13 protein-coding genes are annotated in these 15,708 nt (G+C 74.6%); 4 read left to right on the forward strand and 9 right to left on the reverse strand.

Features of this window, described 5'->3' with window-relative positions:
* Positions 1–7: 7 nt before the first annotated feature.
* From ACIGW2_RS26405 to ACIGW2_RS26420, 4 genes are all read right to left on the reverse strand, one after another.
* Positions 8–1,357, reverse strand: a complete 1,350-nt coding sequence (locus tag ACIGW2_RS26405; RefSeq protein WP_399846399.1) for an STM4012 family radical SAM protein — start codon at positions 1,355–1,357, stop codon at positions 8–10.
* Positions 1,354–2,187, reverse strand: coding sequence for an STM4013/SEN3800 family hydrolase (locus ACIGW2_RS26410; RefSeq protein ID WP_391656158.1), 834 nt, complete (start codon positions 2,185–2,187; stop codon positions 1,354–1,356). Before ACIGW2_RS26410 ends, ACIGW2_RS26405 begins: the two co-directional genes overlap by 4 nt.
* 80 nt (positions 2,188–2,267) lie before the next feature.
* Positions 2,268–3,437: an STM4014 family protein gene (locus tag ACIGW2_RS26415; protein WP_391655975.1), complete on the reverse strand. Its 1,170-nt coding sequence runs from the start codon at positions 3,435–3,437 to the stop codon at positions 2,268–2,270.
* A complete protein-coding gene (locus ACIGW2_RS26420; RefSeq protein ID WP_399846402.1) occupies positions 3,434–4,399 on the reverse strand; it encodes an STM4015 family protein in 966 nt (321 codons plus the stop codon). The genes ACIGW2_RS26415 and ACIGW2_RS26420 overlap by 4 nt, the downstream gene beginning before the upstream one ends.
* A 241-nt stretch (positions 4,400–4,640) precedes the next feature.
* Here ACIGW2_RS26420 and ACIGW2_RS26425 point away from each other — a divergent pair, with 241 nt between their 5' ends.
* Both ACIGW2_RS26425 and ACIGW2_RS26430 read left to right on the forward strand, forming a co-directional pair.
* Positions 4,641–5,444: an SIMPL domain-containing protein gene (locus ACIGW2_RS26425; RefSeq protein ID WP_399846405.1), complete on the forward strand. Its 804-nt coding sequence runs from the start codon at positions 4,641–4,643 to the stop codon at positions 5,442–5,444.
* Between the two features lie 125 nt (positions 5,445–5,569).
* Positions 5,570–6,799, forward strand: coding sequence for an MBL fold metallo-hydrolase (locus tag ACIGW2_RS26430; RefSeq protein ID WP_399846408.1), 1,230 nt, complete (start codon positions 5,570–5,572; stop codon positions 6,797–6,799).
* A gap of 42 nt (positions 6,800–6,841) precedes the next feature.
* On the opposite strand, the gene ACIGW2_RS26435 is transcribed toward ACIGW2_RS26430, so the two are convergent.
* From ACIGW2_RS26435 to ACIGW2_RS26450, 4 genes are all read right to left on the reverse strand, one after another.
* The gene (locus ACIGW2_RS26435; RefSeq protein ID WP_399846410.1) at positions 6,842–8,488 is read right to left on the reverse strand and encodes an alpha/beta hydrolase; all 1,647 of its coding nucleotides are present in this window, start codon (positions 8,486–8,488) and stop codon (positions 6,842–6,844) included.
* 499 nt (positions 8,489–8,987) lie between these two features.
* Entirely contained in the window at positions 8,988–9,815 is an 828-nt protein-coding gene (locus ACIGW2_RS26440) for an ABC transporter ATP-binding protein (RefSeq protein WP_391655969.1), read from the reverse strand.
* A gap of 1 nt (position 9,816) precedes the next feature.
* Positions 9,817–10,959, reverse strand: a complete 1,143-nt coding sequence (locus tag ACIGW2_RS26445) for a FecCD family ABC transporter permease (protein ID WP_399846413.1) — start codon at positions 10,957–10,959, stop codon at positions 9,817–9,819.
* Positions 10,956–12,029 (reverse strand): FecCD family ABC transporter permease, encoded by a 1,074-nt coding sequence (locus ACIGW2_RS26450; protein WP_391655967.1) that lies wholly within the window; start codon positions 12,027–12,029, stop codon positions 10,956–10,958. Before ACIGW2_RS26450 ends, ACIGW2_RS26445 begins: the two co-directional genes overlap by 4 nt.
* Positions 12,030–12,213: 184 nt before the next feature.
* Between ACIGW2_RS26450 and ACIGW2_RS26455 the strand changes: the two genes are divergently transcribed.
* Entirely contained in the window at positions 12,214–13,212 is a 999-nt protein-coding gene (locus ACIGW2_RS26455; protein ID WP_399846415.1) for an ABC transporter substrate-binding protein, read from the forward strand.
* 139 nt (positions 13,213–13,351) lie between these two features.
* On the opposite strand, the gene ACIGW2_RS26460 is transcribed toward ACIGW2_RS26455, so the two are convergent.
* Entirely contained in the window at positions 13,352–14,233 is an 882-nt protein-coding gene (locus ACIGW2_RS26460; RefSeq protein WP_399846417.1) for a (2Fe-2S)-binding protein, read from the reverse strand.
* Positions 14,234–14,454: 221 nt separating this feature from the next.
* Between ACIGW2_RS26460 and ACIGW2_RS26465 the strand changes: the two genes are divergently transcribed.
* Positions 14,455–15,651, forward strand: coding sequence for an acetyl-CoA carboxylase biotin carboxylase subunit family protein (locus ACIGW2_RS26465; protein WP_399846420.1), 1,197 nt, complete (start codon positions 14,455–14,457; stop codon positions 15,649–15,651).
* The last annotated feature ends 57 nt before the right edge of the window (positions 15,652–15,708 follow it).

The raw sequence follows: 15,708 nt of genomic DNA on the forward strand, positions 1-15,708 counted from the left end.
CCGCCCCCTACTTCGCCTCGTACGCGGCCATGGCCGCCCGCACCGCCGGCGAGAACAGCTCCGGACCGAGCCCGTCGGAGTGCGCCAGGCCCTCCGGGGACAGCCGCAGCAGCCCCGCCGGGGCGTCCGCGTCCAGCCAGCCGCGCTCCTCGAAGCGGGCCAGCTCCGCCGGGAAGTCCGCGAACGGCGAGCCGCCGAACCGGGCCTCGTACTCCGCCAGCGGCATCCCCGCCGCCTGGAGCAGCGACTGGAGCAGATGCCGGCGGCGCGCCTCGCCGGCGTCGACCCGGCGGCCCACCTCGGCCCGGGAGAAGTCGGCCGCCCCGGTGTAGGCGTCGATGATGGAGCGGATCTCGCGCATCTCCACCGCGTAGTCGAAGGAGTAGTGCAGCCGCGAGGTGTACGAGCGGGCGCCGCAGCCCAGGCCGATCATGCCGTCCGTCTGGCAGGCGTGGTCGTCGGGACCGAGCGCCGGGGCGTCCGCGCGCCGGAACATGCGCATCGACACCTGCTCGTAGCCCCGCTCAAGGAGGTGGTCCCGGCCGTACCGGTAGAGCCGCAGCCGCCGCTCGTCCCACTCCCGCTCGCTCTCGGCCGGGCCCTTGCGGCCCAGGCCGGTGAGCGGCCGCACGTACAGCGGGTACAGATACAGCTCCTCCGGCCGCCAGGCGAGCGCGGCGTCGAGCGAGCGCCGCCAGGACGCCTCGGTCTGGCCGTCGATGCCGTAGATCAGGTCGATGTTGAGCACCGGGACGCCGGTGTCGCGGATCCGGCCGAGGGCCGCCTCGACCTCGGAGCGGCGCTGCGGGCGCACCGCCGCGCGCGCCTCGGCCTCGACGAAGCTCTGCACCCCGATGCTCAGCCGGGTCGCGCCGCGCTCCGCGAGGACCGCGAGACGGTCGGCGGTGGCGGTGGCGGGCGAGGTCTCCACCGACAGCGGCACCGCCCGCAGATCGGCGCCCATCCGGCGCTCGGCGATGTCGCACAGGCGCTCCAGCTCGGTCGCCGTCAGGAAGGTGGGCGTGCCGCCGCCGAACGCGGCCGTGGCGAACCGCACCGGCGCCGCGTCGCCCAGGGCCTCGCGGACCGCCGTCGCCTGCCGGTCGAGCGCGTCGAGATAGCGGGTGGTCAGCTCGTCCGGGGCGCCGATCCGGGTGAAGAGGTTGCAGAAGCCGCAGCGCACCTCGCAGAAGGGGATGTGCGCGTAGAGGGACAGCGCGTCCTTCGGCTCGTCCGCCCACAGCCCGGCGAGCGCGGGCCGGTCGGGCAGCGGACGGTAGGCCGTCTTGTGCGGGTAGGCGTAGACGTAACTCGTGTACGGGCGGGGGGCGGTGGTGGCGGTGGTCGTGGTGCTCACGCGGCCGGCTCCTTCGCGTCCCGGCCCGGTCCGGGCAGCACGAACTGGGCGTACGGCACCGTCCACACGCTCGCGTGGCCCAGCCGGTGCCCGGTGAAGCCGTCGTCGCCGTAGGCCGTGCCGTGGTCGGAGCAGACGATCGCGAAGCAGTCGCGGCGGCTGCTCATCGCGGCGAACAGGCGCCCGATGTGCCGGTCCACGTACTCCAGGGCGGCGGCGTGGGTGGCGCGCGAGTCGCCGTCCTCGGGACTCGCGCCCTCCCGATGGAACCAGTTGGGCTGGTGCAGCGCCGAGACGTTGACGAAGAGGAACAGCCGGCGCTCCCTCGGCAGCGCGGCGACCACCTCCTCGGCACGGGCCACCTGGGACTCGAACGAGGTCGGCGAGGTCACACCGAAGGAGGGCTCCCAGTGGCTCTCCTGGAACAGGCCGGGCAGCACCGTGCCGAGCGGCGGCTGCTTGTTGAAGAAGCCGACCCCGCCGAGGCACACCGTGCGGTAGCCCTCGTGCGCGAGCGCCGAGACCAGGTCGGGCGTGTCGTGGAAGACGTAGGTGCCGTCGGCGGTGGTCTCGCTGCCCGCGAACCGGGCCGCGAAGAGCCGCGGATGCGGCCCGGGCGTGGCCGGGGTGGGCAGGAAGCCCGCGAAGATCGCCTGGTGGGAGGCGTAGGTGAAGCTGCCGGGCGCGTGCCGGCGCTCCCACGCCCCGCCGGGCAGGTGCCGGGCCAGGTTCGGTATCCGGCCCTCGGCGGCGAGCTCGGCGGCCACGTCGAAGCGCAGGGTGTCGAGGGTGACCAGGAGCAGGTCGTGGCTGCCCACGACCGCGTTCATGTCGAGGGCGTCGTCGGGCATGGGGCAGGGGGCCGCGGCGTCGTGCCCGGGGGCTTCGGCGGGGGCGGGGGAGGGGGAGTTCACGGTGCGCTGGTTCCTGTGGTGCTCGGGGGTGGTGGCGGGGCGGTGCGGGTACGGAGCAGGGCGGCGACCTGGGCGGCGTAGGTGTCCTGGCCCTCGGCCCCGCTGCCCGGCAGTCCGGTGAGGCCGGGCAGCAGGTCGCCGAAGGCGTTGACCTCGCCGACCGCGAAGCGGCGCCAGCCGGCGGCCGGCAGCAGGTCGACCCCCACGCACCGGGTGCCGGGGAAGGCGGCAGCGGCCCGCTCGCAGACGTCGAGCGCGTCGGCGAACCGGCCGCCGGCCGCGCCGATCGCCGCCCGGGCGGCGGCCAGGTCGCCGCGGGCGCCGCCCAGATGCAGATTCGTCATGGGGGAGCGGCTGGTGCGCACCACGGCATGGGTGGCCCGGCCGTCGACCACCACCACCCGCAGGTCGGCGGCCCGGCCGTCCAGGGCGGCCTTCGGTATCCAGCGCTCGACGTGCAGCCGGTCCGGGGCGAGGGCGTCCACCAGGGCGGCGACCTCGGCCTCCGTGCGGTAGCGGCGCACCCGCAGCGAGTTGAACAGGCGCCCGTCCGGGGCCCGTTCCACCGAGGTGGTGGCCTGGACCCGCCCGGTGCCCGCGGTCTCCACGGCGAGCACGCCGGAGGCGGAGGAACCGTGGGCCGGCTTCACGAACACCCGGGCCAGGCCGGCGCCCGCCATCAGCGCCCGCAGCTCCGCCCAGCCGCCCACCGCAGGCGCGTCCGGGCCCGAGGTCGGCGAGTCCGGCACCGGAACCCCGGCCGCCCGCAGCCGCCCGTGCGTCTGCCGCTTGTCGAACAGCACGGCCGTCTCCGCCGGGTCGTCCACCAGGGCCGCCCCGGCCGCCGCCACCCGCGCGGCCAGCTCCGGCAGGGCGCCGGTGAACGCCTCGTACCAGCGCCGCGAGCCCTCCACCCGGGTCGGGTCGTCCGCGCCGCGCAGCAGCCGGTCCACCTCGGGGTCCTCCCCGGGGGTGTCCACCCGGACGGTCTCGCCGGGTCGGAACCCGGCGGTGCCGCGCAGCACGTCGAGCCACGGCACGACCCGCGCCGCGGGCAGCCCGGCGGCAGCCACCGCGTCCAGGAAGAACCGGACCCGGCGGCTGCCCGGGTTGCCGACGACGGCGAGACGCGGCCCACCCGGGCGGGGGCCCGCGGCGGAGGTCATTCGCCGACCGCGGTGTAGCGCCAGGTCCTGCCGTTGTACTCCTCGGGGACCTGCCGGTCGCTCACGTCCACCGCGACGCCGTGCGGGGCGAGCGCGGCGGTGATCCGCCCGGCCGCCTCCTCGGACATGAAGTGGTGCGCCAGGCCGAGCCGCCGCAGATGGGTGAGCGGCTGACCGGCGAGCAGCGCCTCGGCGCCCTGGTCCGTGAGCTCGCCCATGGACAGGTCCAGCTCCTCCAGGCGCGCCACCACCGGCGCGTGCGCGACCGCGGCCGCGACCTCGTCCTGGGTGTCGCTGTTGCGCAGGCCCAGATACCGCAGCGCCGGCAGCCGGGTGCCGGCCAGGATCGGCTCCAGGTCGGCGGGCGTGCAGTCGTTGCCGTAGTCGTCCCGGCCGAGCCACAGCTCCAGGTGCTCCAGGGCGGGGAAGTCGCAGGCGCCGATGTCCCGGACCACGGAGCCCGGAAGCCCGCCGCTCTGCACCACGAGCCGCCGCAGCGCCTCGTGACGCACCGGCGGGAAGGCGAGCTCGCCGGCACCGCGCACGCCGAGACCCAGCAGACCGGGATAGGCGGCGAGCAGCGGGGTCACGTCGGACTGGATGATCCACGAGATCTCGCAGTCCTCCGAGAGCATGTCGCCGAGGAACACCGCCTCCAGGGCGGGCAGCCGGTCCCTGGCCGCGACCAGCGCCTCGACGATGGCCGCCGAGGAGTTCTCGTACGCCTCGTTCCAGCCGCCGACGACCACGGCGCGGACCTTCGCCGTGTCCACCGTGTCGAGGAAGCGCGGGAAGAGCTCCTCCCACTCCTCGTCCCCCGGCTCCGCGTAAGTCGCCGCGGACAGGCGCCAGGCCACCGAGGCAGGGTCGGGCAGCTCGCGTGCCTCGCCCTCCGCACCGGGAGCGGGGAACTCGAACACGGGCAGGTCGTGGAACTCCCGCAGGTAATTCCCGATGGTCATGAAGGCTCCAGACAACTCGACGGGTCGCCGCACGGCCCTGATCGGCCGTTGCCAGAAGTTCTACCAAGCGGCACTGACAGCCTCCGTACCGGCCCAAGGGCCTGTCCGGCGGGCCGGCCGGCCCTGGTACGAAAGGGGTGAAGCGCGGGACCGTCCGGTCGTGCCGCGACGGCCGGACGGGCGGCGGCTGGTGGGATGTGCGCGGCCGGTGCACCGGCAACCATCCCCGAAGGGACCGCTCATGACCGAACGTCACCCCCACGAACCATCCCCCTTCCCACCCGCGGGCGCCCGCCTCGCGAGGCCGCTCCGCGCCCTCGCCGTCGGCGCCGCCCTCGGCGGGGTCCTGCTCGGCGCCGCCGCCCCCGCGAGCGCCGCCGCGCCCGGCGCCACCGCCCCCGCCGCCGTACGGGCGCCCGCGCCGGCCACCGTCACCGTGACCGGCAACGGCCGGGCCACCGCCGCACCCGACCTCGCCGTGCTCTCGGTCGCCGTCGAGGTCACCCGCAAGACCGCGAAGGAGGCCATGGCCGCCCAGGAGACCGCCGCCAAGGCCCTGGTCGACGCGCTCCACACGGAAGGCGTCGCCGACCGCGACATCCGCACCGAGAGCCTCTCCCTCTCGCCGGTCTACGCCCAGAGCACCGGGGGCGAGAACAAGGTCACCGGCTACCAGGCCGGACAGGGCTTCTCCGTGAAGGTCCGCGACATCGACCGCGCCGGCCGGGTCATCGGCGCGGTCAACGACGCCACCGGTGACGCCGGCCGGGTCAACGGCGTCGTCTTCGACGTCGCCGACCCCACCGCGCTGCGCACCACCGCCCGCGAGGCCGCCCACCGCGACGCCCACGACAAGGCCGCCCAGCACGCCCGGCTCAGCGGCCGGCGGCTCGGCCGGCTCGTCTCCCTCACCGAGGGGGAGAGCGTCCGCCCCGGCCCCGGCACCCTCCCCGCGGCCGCCGCCGACGGGGGAGCGCCCGTGCCGCTGGCACCCGGCGAGATCGAGGAGCACGTGACCGTCACCGCGGTGTACGAGCTGGAGTAGCCGCGCGACGAGGGGGCACCCGCCCGGCGGACGGCCGGGCCGGGGCCCGCTCCCGCCCCGCCCGCCGGCCCGGCTGCGTACGTACAGCGGATCGGCACGGCGCCGCACCCCACCGGCCGCCCATAATGAAGGGACCACCGACCTCAGGAGGCCCTGTGACCGGCACTGGCTCCGACTCCTCGCCGCGGGCACGGCTGCGCGCGCTGCGCCCCCCGGCCTTCGGCGCCGACCCGGGCGGAGAGCGGCTGGAGCGCATCCGCCGCTCGCCGAACTTCGCCGACGGGGTCTTCCGGAACCCGGAAGAGGCCCGGCACCGCCCGTCCGGCTCGACCCTGGAGTTCGCCAAGGTCTACTTCGAGAAGGAGGCCCGCGCCCGCCGGGCCCCCACCGGCCGCATCCCGGTCCACCCGACCACCGTCGCCGACCTGGCCAAGCCGCCGGTCACCGGGCTGCGCCTCACCTGGATGGGCCACTCCAGCGTCCTCGCCGAGATCGACGGCCGCCGGGTGCTCTTCGACCCGGTGTGGGGCGAGCGCTGCTCGCCCTTCTCCTTCGTCGGGCCGAAGCGGCTGCACCCCGTGCCGGTGCCGCTCGCGGCGCTCGGCCCGGTCGACGTCGTGGTGATCTCCCACGACCACTACGACCACCTCGACCTGCCGACGATCAAGGCCCTGGCCGGCACCGACACCCTCTTCGCCGTCCCGCTCGGCGTCGGCGCCCACCTGGAGCACTGGGGCGTGCCCGCCTCCCGGCTGCGCGAGCTGGACTGGAACGAGACCACCGAGGTCGGCGACCTGCGGCTGACCGCGACCCCGGCCCGCCACTTCTGCGGCCGCGGCCTGCGCAACCAGCAGCACACCCTGTGGGCCTCCTGGGCCGTCGCGGGCCCGGACCACCGGATCTACCACAGCGGCGACACCGGCTACTTCTCCGGCTTCCGGGACATCGGCGCCGCACACGGCCCCTTCGACGCCACCATGATCCAGATCGGGGCGTACTCCGCGTACTGGCCGGACATCCACATGACCCCCGCCGAGGGCCTGCGCGCCCACCTCGACCTCCAGGGCGGGCGCTCGCACGGCGTGCTGCTGCCCATCCACTGGGGCACCTTCAACCTGGCCCCGCACGCGTGGGCGGAGCCGGGGGAGTGGACCAAGGACGAGGCCGAGGGCGCCGGGCAGGCGGTGGCGTTCCCGCGGCCCGGCGAGCCGTTCGAGCCGGCCGGGAAGCTGCCCGCCGAGCCGTGGTGGCGCGGGCTGTCCCGGCCGATCGCCCGCCCGTGGCGCCGGCCGGAGCCGGCGCGGGTCCCGGCCGAGGCGCGCAGCGGCGACCTGGACCTCGCGGGAGAGCGGTGACGGCGGGGCCGCCGTCACCGCGCCCGCGGTGTCACCCCCGGGTCAGGCCTTGGGCAGGGGGAACGGGTCGAGGTCCGGCTTGAGGACCTGGCCGGGCTCCGGCGCGACTCCGTCCACCAGGTAGGAGGTCACCAGGGCGTTGAGCGCCTTGCTGCGGCCGACCGCGCAGTGCTCGATCACGTCGACCGTGACCAGCACGGAGTTGCCGAGCTCCCGCTGCATGTTCTGGGCGAACCGGTACTGGGTGGCCGGGTCGAAGGTGTTGCCGATGACCATGACCGGGTTGGCGGTCCGCTTGTTCCACGGGCCGGCGTAGCGCTCGGAGGAGCGGGCCGGTGACGGCCAGGTCGCGCACGCGGGTGCGTCGAAGGCCTGGTAGCGGCCGAAGGTCGGCGCCTCCAGCTCCCAGGCGCGGGCCAGGCTCGCGAAGACCTTCGGATTCGACGGGTACGGCTTGTCCTGGCAGTTGACGCCGTAGTACGAGTCGTCGGCGGTGTACGGGGTGTCGGCGGGCGCCTCGCGCAGCGCGGCCGGGGCGACCTTGGCCAGCCGGTCGGCCTCGTCCGCGGACACGTCCTGGGCCACCGCGCCGAGCCCCTGCCGGGGGTTGACGACCTGGTCGAGGGCCTGCAGCGAGCGGGCCAGCGGCGCCAGCCGGCTCTGCGCGTACAGGGCGCTGGCCACCTGGCTGGTGAAGCTGCTCAGCGTGACCGTCTCGCCGCTCGGCAGGGTCACCGGCCCGGTGCGCAGACGGTCGCGGATCGCGTCGAACCTCGCGCGGGTGTCGCCGCCCTCGGCGAACGCGCAGCGGGGCGCGCCGGCGGCCGCGCAGCGCTTGAGGAACTCGTCCAGGGCGAGCTCGAAGCCGCCCGAGGCGCGCTGCCGGTCGTACTCGAGACCGTTGTGCAGCCGCAGGTGCGGGTCGACGTTGCCGTCGATGATGACGGCGCGCACCTTGTCCGGGTACATGTTGGCGTACGTGGAGCCGATCAGCGTGCCGTAGGAGAAGCCGGCGAAGGTGAGCTGGGCGTCGCCGACGGCCTGGCGCATCCGGTCGAGGTCGCGCACCACGTTGAGGGTGGACATGTGGCGGACGAGCGGACCCGCGTTGCGCGCGCAGGAGTCGGTGTAGTCCTTGGTGGCCGCGAGGGTGTCGCGCACCTCCGTCGGCGTGACGGGCACGCCCGTCATCCGGCCGAAGACCGCGTCGGCCTCCTCGTTGGTCTTGAAGCAGCGCAGCGGGTTGCTCCGGGCGACGCCGCGCGGGTCGAAGCCGATGAGGTCGAAGCGTTCCTGGACCTTGGGTTCGAAGCGGGTCGTGGTGGCCCACAGGTAACCGCTGCCGCCGGGGCCGCCGGGGTTGAGGAAGAGCGAGCCGATGCGCTTGGCCGGGTCGCCGGCCCGGCGCCGCAGCATGGCGATGCCGATCTTCTGGCCGGACGGGTTCGCGTAGTCCAGCGGCACCGGGTAGACGGCGCAGTCGTAGATCTTCGGGTCGGGCTTGGACGGGTCCGGGTTGCAGGGCGTCCAGTCCACCGGGTCGACCTGTTCCGCGGCGGTGGCCGGGACGGTCGCCGGGGACGTCTCTCCGGCGGGCGCCGTGGGCGCCGCCGAGGCCGTGACGGCACCGCCGGAAACGAGGGCGAGGGTGCTGGTGAGCACCACCGCCAGGGTGGATATCCGGGACAAGGAACCTCCTTCGGTTGCTCAAGTCCGGTCAGAATGTCAGGAGTTGGAGAACCGGTAAAGATCGCGCAAGCAGGCGCTGCTGTCGGCGCGCGGAGGCTCCGGGGCGGCCTGGTCCGGAAGCGGCGGGCCGGCGCTCGGGGTCCCGGAGGCGGGCCGCGAGCGTGTCGAGCCCGTGGCGCAACCGGCGGAAGCGGGTGGCGCGGCCGAGGTGGAGCCGGCGGGCGACCTGGAGGGGGGTGCCGGCACGGCCGAAGTGGTACGCCTGGAGGATCCGGCCCGCTTCGGCCTCGGCATCGTCCGGGCTGAGCGTCGTCCCGGCCGAGCGCCGCCCCCTGCACGGGCTCGTACGGCCGGCCGCGCAGGCTCTTCGCCCTCGGGGTGCGGGGAAGCACCGTGCCGGGGGCCGGCGGCGAGGGCATCCCTCCGGGCCGGCGGGACGCGGCGCTCGTCGGAGCCGCGTCCCCGCCGTTGTTCGTAGCCGTTGTGCCCGTCGTCCCGGTCAGACCGGCTCGGTGCGGCGGCCGCCCTCCGGGATGACGAGCGGGGTGCCGGCGACCGGGCAGGTGATGACCGCGGCGCGGAGTCCGAAGACCTCCCGGACCAGCTCCGGGGTGACGATGTCCGAGGGGCTGCCGGCGGCGACGACGCGGCCGTCGCGCAGGGCGACGAGGTGGTCGGCGTAGCGGCAGGCGAGGTTGAGCTCGTGGAGCACCATCACCACGGTGCGGCCGTCGCCGCGGTTGAGTTCGGCGACCAGTTCGAGGACGTCGACCTGGTGGGCCAGGTCCAGATAGGTCGTCGGTTCGTCGAGCAGCAGGACCGGGGTGTCCTGGGCGAGGGCCATCGCGATCCAGACGCGCTGGCGCTGGCCGCCGGACAGCTCGTCCAGGGAGCGGGTCGCCAGGTCCGCGGTGCCGGTGGCGGCCAGGGCGGCGTCCACGGCGGCCTCGTCGGTGGAGGACCACTGGCGCCACCAGCGCTGGTGCGGGGTGCGGCCGCGGGCCACCAGGTCGCGGACGGTGATGCCGTCCGGTGCGCTCGGGGTCTGCGGGAGCAGGGCGAGGCGCAGCGCGAAGTCCCGGGCCGACATGCCGGCGATGTCCTCGCCGTCCAGGTGGACGGCACCGCCCGAGGGCTTCAGGAGGCGGGCGAGGGCGCGCAGCGCGGTGGACTTGCCGCAGGCGTTGGGGCCGACGAGGGCCGTGACCTTGCCCGCCGGGATCGCCAGGTCGAGGTCCTCGGCGACGACCCGGTCGCCGTACCCGAGGCGCAGCCCGGTGCCGTGCAGGGCGGCGACGGCGACGGCGTCGGTGAGCTGTGAGGTCATGTCAGCCTCCCTTTCCGGCCCGGTTGGTACGGGCGAGGAGCAGCAGCAGGTAGGGGGCGCCGACGGCGCCGGTGAGGACGCCGACGGGCAGTTCGGTCGGGGCGAGCACGGTCCGGGCGGCGAGGTCGGCGAGGACGAGCAGGACAGCGCCGGTCAGCGCGCTGCACACCATCGGCACGCCCGGCGTGCCCGCGAGGCGGCGGGCGATCTGCGGTGCGCCGAGGGCGATGAAGGCGATCGGTCCGGCCGCCGAGGTGGCCAGTGCGGTCAGGCAGGTGGCGAGGACGAGCAGCGCGATCCGGGCGTGCCGGAGCGGGACGCCGAGGCTGCGGGCGGTGTCGTCGTCGTACTGGAGCAGCTGGTACGGGCGAGCCAGCGCGACCGTCAGCGGCAGCAGCACCGCCAGCGCGAGCCCGGACCACTGGACGTGTTCGTAGCCGCGCCCGTTGAGGCTGCCGGTGAGCCAGACCATGGCGCGGGAGGCCTGGTCGATGTCGGCGCGGGCGAGCATCCAGCGGGTGAGGGCGACGAGCGCGCCGTTCGCGGCGATGCCGACCAGGACGAAGCGGTAGCCGGTGATGGTGCCGTCCCGGAAGGCCAGCAGGTAGATGACGGCGGAGGTGAGCAGCGCGCCGGCCAGGGCGCCGAGGGGCACGGCGCCGAACGTCCCGGCGCCCGCGGCGGTGACGCCGCCGATCAGGATGGCGCCGACCGCGCCGACGCCGGCGCCGGCCGAGATGCCGATGAGGTCGGGGCTGGCGAGCGGGTTGCGGGTGACGGCCTGGTAGACCGCGCCGGCCAGGCCGAACGCGGCGCCGACCAGGAGGGCGGTGAGCGCGCGGGGCAGCCGGAGCTCCTGGATGATCAGGTCCGCCGCGCCGTCGCCGGTGCCGAGGACGGAGCCCAGGACCTCGCCGACCGGGATGGCGTAGGTGCCGAGCGAGACCGAGGCGACCAGGCCCGCGAAGCCGAGCACGGCCAGGACGAGGACGGTCGCCGCGACCCGGAGGCGCAGGGCCGCGCCGAACGGCCCCAACTCCACACGGAGGACGCCCTTGCGCGGTGCGGGGGTACGGGGCGCGGGTGTGGCCGTGTCCGTGGCCGCGGCCGGTGCCTTCGCGACCGGCGTGTGCGGGGCGATCATCGGGTGTGCTCCTTCAGCTTGCCGCGCTTGACCAGCAGGGCGAGGAACGGGGCGCCGAGCATCGCGGTGACCACGCCCGCCTCCAGCTCGCCGGGCCGGGCGACCATGCGCCCGACGACGTCGGCGCTGAGCATGAGCGTGGCGCCGCCGAGCGCCGAACAGGGCACCAGCCAGCGCGCGTCGGGACCGGTGAACGCCCGGATCACATGGGGGACCACCAGGCCGATGAAGGTGACGGGCCCGGCCGCCGCGACGGCGGCACCCGTGAGCAGGATCACGGCGACGGCACCGAGGAGCCGGGTGGTCCTGACCTTGGTGCCGAGGGTGGTGGCCAGGTCGTCGCCGAGGGCCAGGGCGTTGAGCCGGCCGCTCAGGCCGAGGGCCAGCACCAGGCCCACGACGATGAACGGCAGCAGCTGCACGCCGAGTTGGGCATCGCGCCCGGCGAGGGAGCCCACGGCCCAGAAGCGGTACTGGTCCAGGGTGCGGACGTCGAGCAGGACCAGGGTGTTGGTGCCCGCGTCGAGCAGGACGGTGACGGCCGCGCCGGCCAGCGCCAGCTTGGCGGGGGTCGCGCCGCCGTAGCCGGTGCCGCCGACCGCGTAGGCGACGAGGCCCGCCAGCGCGCCGCCGAGGAAGGCGAACCAGATGTACTCGTACGAACTCGTCAGCCCGAAGGCCCCGATGCCGGCCGCGACGGCGAACGCCCCGCCGGCGCTGATGCCGATGAGGCCGGGATCGCCCAGCGGGTTGCGCGTGATGTCCTGGGCGACGGCCCCGGCGGCGCCGAGCGCCAGGCCGACCAGGAGGCCCAGGAAGGTGCGGGGCATGCGCAGTTCGCGGATGACGACCGCGTCGCCGTCCGTGCCGCCGCCGATCGCGTTCAGGACGTCGGAGAGCGGGACCGCCTTGGTCCCGATGGCCAGCGAGGCGCAGACCGCGGCGGCGAGCGCGACCGCGAGGAGCACCGCGACCAGGGCGCGCGCCCCCGTTCTCGGTGGCCGCCGGTCGGGTGGCGGGACGAACGGCGGCGCGGCGGGCGCGCCTTCGGCGACGGGCTTCACAGACACCTGCACAAGGTAAGGCATGCCTAACGGTTGTGTGTACGACCATCCCACCGTATGGATCCGGTCACGGAGAGGCGCTATTCTCACAGCGCCCTGATAGGTAAGCCTTGCCTAAGCATCCGTGATGGACGCCGGCAGGCCCGCAGTTCCGCCTTGCCCAGTGCAACAGTCCGTGTATGGGAGACCCATGAACACCCTCGTCCAGCGCCGCCGGCCCGGCCGGTTCGCCGCTGCCCTGCTCACCGCCGCCCTGGCCTTCTCCGTGGCCGCTTGCGGAGGCGGCAAGGGCGACGACAAGCCCGCCGCCGACAAGCCGGCCGCTGCCTCCGAGGCGGGCTTCCCCCGGACCGTCACCCACGACAAGGGCAAGACGGAGATCAAGAGCAAGCCCCAGCGCGTGGTGGCGCTGGACAACAGCCTCGTCGAGGCCGTCGTCGCGCTGGACGCACCGCTGGTCGGCGGCATCGGTGCCTACCGCGACCAGAAGGGCTTCCCCGCGTACCTCGGTGACGCGGTGAAGGACACCAAGGACGTCGGTCCGATCGACAGCCCGAACCTGGAGGCGATCGCCGCCCTCAAGCCCGACCTCATCGTGTCGGCGACGGTGCGTCACGAGGACCTCTACGAGCAGCTCAGCAAGATCGCGCCGACCGTCTTCGTGAAGACCACCGGCCCGATCTGGAAGGAGAACATCACCTTCCTGGGCACCGCGCTGGGCGAGGAGAAGAAGGCCGCGGACAAGCTCGCCGCCTACACGACGCGCGCCAAGAAGATCGGCGACGCCATCAACGCCAAGAACCCCCGGCAGACCTACTCCATGGTCCGCTTCCTGGACGGTCCGACGCGCATCTACCTGCCCAAGACCTTCAGCGGCATCATCCTGACCGACATGGGACTCGCCCGGCCCGCCAACCAGCAGGACCCGAAGGAGTTCAACATCGAGATCAGCGAGGAGCAGATCGGGCAGGCCGACGCGGACCACATCTTCGTCACCACCTTCTCGGGCGGTGAGGAGCGCAAGAAGAAGTTCCTCGCCAACCCGCTGTGGAAGCGCCTGAACGCGGTGCAGAAGGGCAACGTCCACGAGGTCGAGGACGCCGTCTGGATGACCTCCGTCTCGCTCCAGGGCGCCGACCTGGTGCTCGACGACATGGCGAAGATCTTCAAGGTCGACCCGGCGAAGTGAGCGGGGCCGTGACCGGCGGGGCCGGTGCCGGAGGCGCGTCGACGCGCCTCCGGCACCGGCCCTTCACTGTACGGGGCCCGGCGGCCCCGTGGCCTGCGGTGCTCACTTGCCCTTCGCCGTAAGTCAATCCGGTACGGGCTCAGTCCTCGTCCTGGAGCCGGCGCAGGCGCTCGGCGTCGCAGGTCCTCGGGCAGGTGAGGCAGGCGCTCGCGGGCTCCAGCGCGTAGTAGAGGCAGCAGCCCAGGCGCGTACGGGTCGGGAAGCGGCGGCCGTCGCGGCCCGTGAGGCGCCGGAAGTCCGCCCCGCCCGGGAAGGGCGGGATCGCCGTCGGGAGCAGCTCGGTCGCCGCGCGCACCGCACGCTCCTCCTGGCCCAGGGTCCGGCCGAGGTACCAGATGCCGGAGAGCAGGTCGTCGGCGACCATGCCCCACAGGGCGCGCGGTCCGCGCCGCACGGTCGGGCCGATCGCGGCCAGCAGCGGGCGCACGTGGTCGACGACCGCGGCCCGCAGTTCGGCGCGCAGCTCCTCTTCGTGTCCCACGACCCGGGCGGCGGCGGATCCCGCCGCGGGATCGTCCGGGAGGCACGCGAAGTCCTGGCCGGGGACGATCCCGAACGCGCCCGTGGTCAGGTCCACCCGGATGTCGCGCGGCGCGACGCGCGGCACCCGGCGGTCCAGGTACCAGGCGCCGCTCATCAGCAGGCTGACGGACCACAGGTAGTCGTGCAGCGCCCGCGAGGCCACGACGTCCCGGCGCGGTGCGGCGCTGTGGCGGGCGGTGACGCGGGCCGCGGAGGCGTCGAGGTAGGCGTCGAGTATCCCCGGACCGGCGGCGAGTTCGTGGCCGTCGGGAAGGAGCGCGGCCTCGTCGGGGGCGTACGGGTCGACGACACGGGCGTCGAGTGCCTCGCAGACGGCGATCACGCGCCGGTAGGTGCCGGTGAGCGCGGACGCCCCGTCCGCGGCGTCGTACGCGGCCGTGCCCGCCGTGGCGGCCGGTGACCCCGGGGCCTGGCTCATCGGAGCTCCTTCGCGCGAGTCGGTGAGGTCAGGCTTACCTTAGCGGAGGTCGGGGTAGGGGGAGATCGGACACGCCAACGGGCCGGTCGGACAGGGTGGTTGACCCGTGCGCCGGGTTGATGTCTTAGGGTTGCCTAACCTAAACTCTCCGTCGCGGCGCCGCCTGTGCACGCGGATCTGCCCCGCACCACCCTCCCCACCCGTCCCCGGAAGGCCCCGGCATGCCCAAGCGGCTGTACCTGCTCGCCCTGAACCCCACCGACTCGGTCACCGAGGGGTTCCTGCCCGCGGCGGCCCGGCTGGGCCTGGACGTCACGGTCCTGACGGACCAGCCGGAGGCCCACCGCCGGACCGGCCCGGGCATCGAGGTCCTGGAGTGCGACGTGCGCGACTTCCGCGCCGTCATCACCCGGATCGCCACCCACCACCGGCCCGACGCGGTCTTCACCAACAGCGACCACCTGCAGACGCAGGCGGCACTGGCGGCCGAGTACTTCGGTCTGCCCGCCAAGGACTGGCGGGCCGCCCTCCGCGCCAAGGACAAGGCGCACCTGCGCCGCCATCTCGCCCTGACCGGCGCCGACACCGTCCGGGCGGCCGAACTCCCCGCAGGGCAGGACCCGTCCGCGCTCCTCGGCGCCGGCGTGCCCTACCCCTGCGTGGTCAAGCCGCGCGAGGGCGTCGCCAGCGAGGACGTGGTCCTCGTCCGGGACCAGGAGGAACTCCTCCTGCACTGCAAGGAGATACAGCGGCGCAGGCCGCAAGCCGCCCTGATCGTCGAGGAGTTCCTGGAGGGGGAGCTCCACACGCTGGAGACCCTCGGCGACGGGAACCTCCGGCACGTCCTCGGCGGCTTCCACACCGAGCTGTCCGCGCCCCCGTACTTCATCGAGGAGCGCCTGACCTTCGTCCCCGCCCACCCCGAGCCCGTCGTCGCGCAGATCCTCGCCCAGCTCGACGCCCTCGGCGTCGGCTTCGGCGCCTGCCACACCGAGTTCGTGGTCCACGAGGGCCGCGCCCGCATCATCGAGGTCAACTACCGCGCCATCGGCGACCAGTGCGACCTGCTGCTCGCCCAGCTCCTCGACATCCCGCTCTTCGAGCACATCCTGCGCACCCACCTCGGCGAGCCGCTCCCCGCGGACCTCGGCGCCCGCACCGACGGCGCCGCCCGCCTCGAATACCCCTGCGCCGAGGCCGCCGGCACGCTCCGGTCCGCCCCCGGCCCCGTCGACCTCACCACCGACGGCGTCCGGCTGGCCTACCGTCCGCTCCGCGCGACCGGCGAGCGGCACGAGCTGTACCACACCAACCGCGACTACCTCGGCGTGCTGCGGGCCACCGGCACCGACCAGGCCACCGTCGACCGGGTCGTCGCGGACTTCCTGGCCGCGCAGCGCTGGGAGATCACCCCGTGACGGCACTCACCGGAACCCGCCCCGACCAGGACACCGCTGGCCGGGAGAACCCCGGCC

The organism is Streptomyces sp. NPDC053541 (genome assembly GCF_044544705.1).
Classification (GTDB): Bacteria; Actinomycetota; Actinomycetes; order Streptomycetales; family Streptomycetaceae; genus Streptomyces.

Excerpts from the sequence above, each read along its gene's own strand:
- ACIGW2_RS26425 (WP_399846405.1), top strand. The coding sequence starts at position 4,641 with ATGACCGAACGTCACCCCCACGAACCATCCCCCTTCCCACCCGCGGGC.
- ACIGW2_RS26430 (WP_399846408.1), top strand. The coding sequence starts at position 5,570 with ATGAAGGGACCACCGACCTCAGGAGGCCCTGTGACCGGCACTGGCTCC.
- ACIGW2_RS26460 (WP_399846417.1), bottom strand. The coding sequence starts at position 14,233 with ATGAGCCAGGCCCCGGGGTCACCGGCCGCCACGGCGGGCACGGCCGCG.
- ACIGW2_RS26440 (WP_391655969.1), bottom strand. The coding sequence starts at position 9,815 with ATGACCTCACAGCTCACCGACGCCGTCGCCGTCGCCGCCCTGCACGGC.
- ACIGW2_RS26445 (WP_399846413.1), bottom strand. The coding sequence starts at position 10,959 with ATGATCGCCCCGCACACGCCGGTCGCGAAGGCACCGGCCGCGGCCACG.
- ACIGW2_RS26410 (WP_391656158.1), bottom strand. The coding sequence starts at position 2,187 with ATGAACGCGGTCGTGGGCAGCCACGACCTGCTCCTGGTCACCCTCGAC.
- ACIGW2_RS26465 (WP_399846420.1), top strand. The coding sequence starts at position 14,455 with ATGCCCAAGCGGCTGTACCTGCTCGCCCTGAACCCCACCGACTCGGTC.
- ACIGW2_RS26455 (WP_399846415.1), top strand. The coding sequence starts at position 12,214 with ATGAACACCCTCGTCCAGCGCCGCCGGCCCGGCCGGTTCGCCGCTGCC.
- ACIGW2_RS26415 (WP_391655975.1), bottom strand. The coding sequence starts at position 3,437 with ATGACCTCCGCCGCGGGCCCCCGCCCGGGTGGGCCGCGTCTCGCCGTC.
- ACIGW2_RS26420 (WP_399846402.1), bottom strand. The coding sequence starts at position 4,399 with ATGACCATCGGGAATTACCTGCGGGAGTTCCACGACCTGCCCGTGTTC.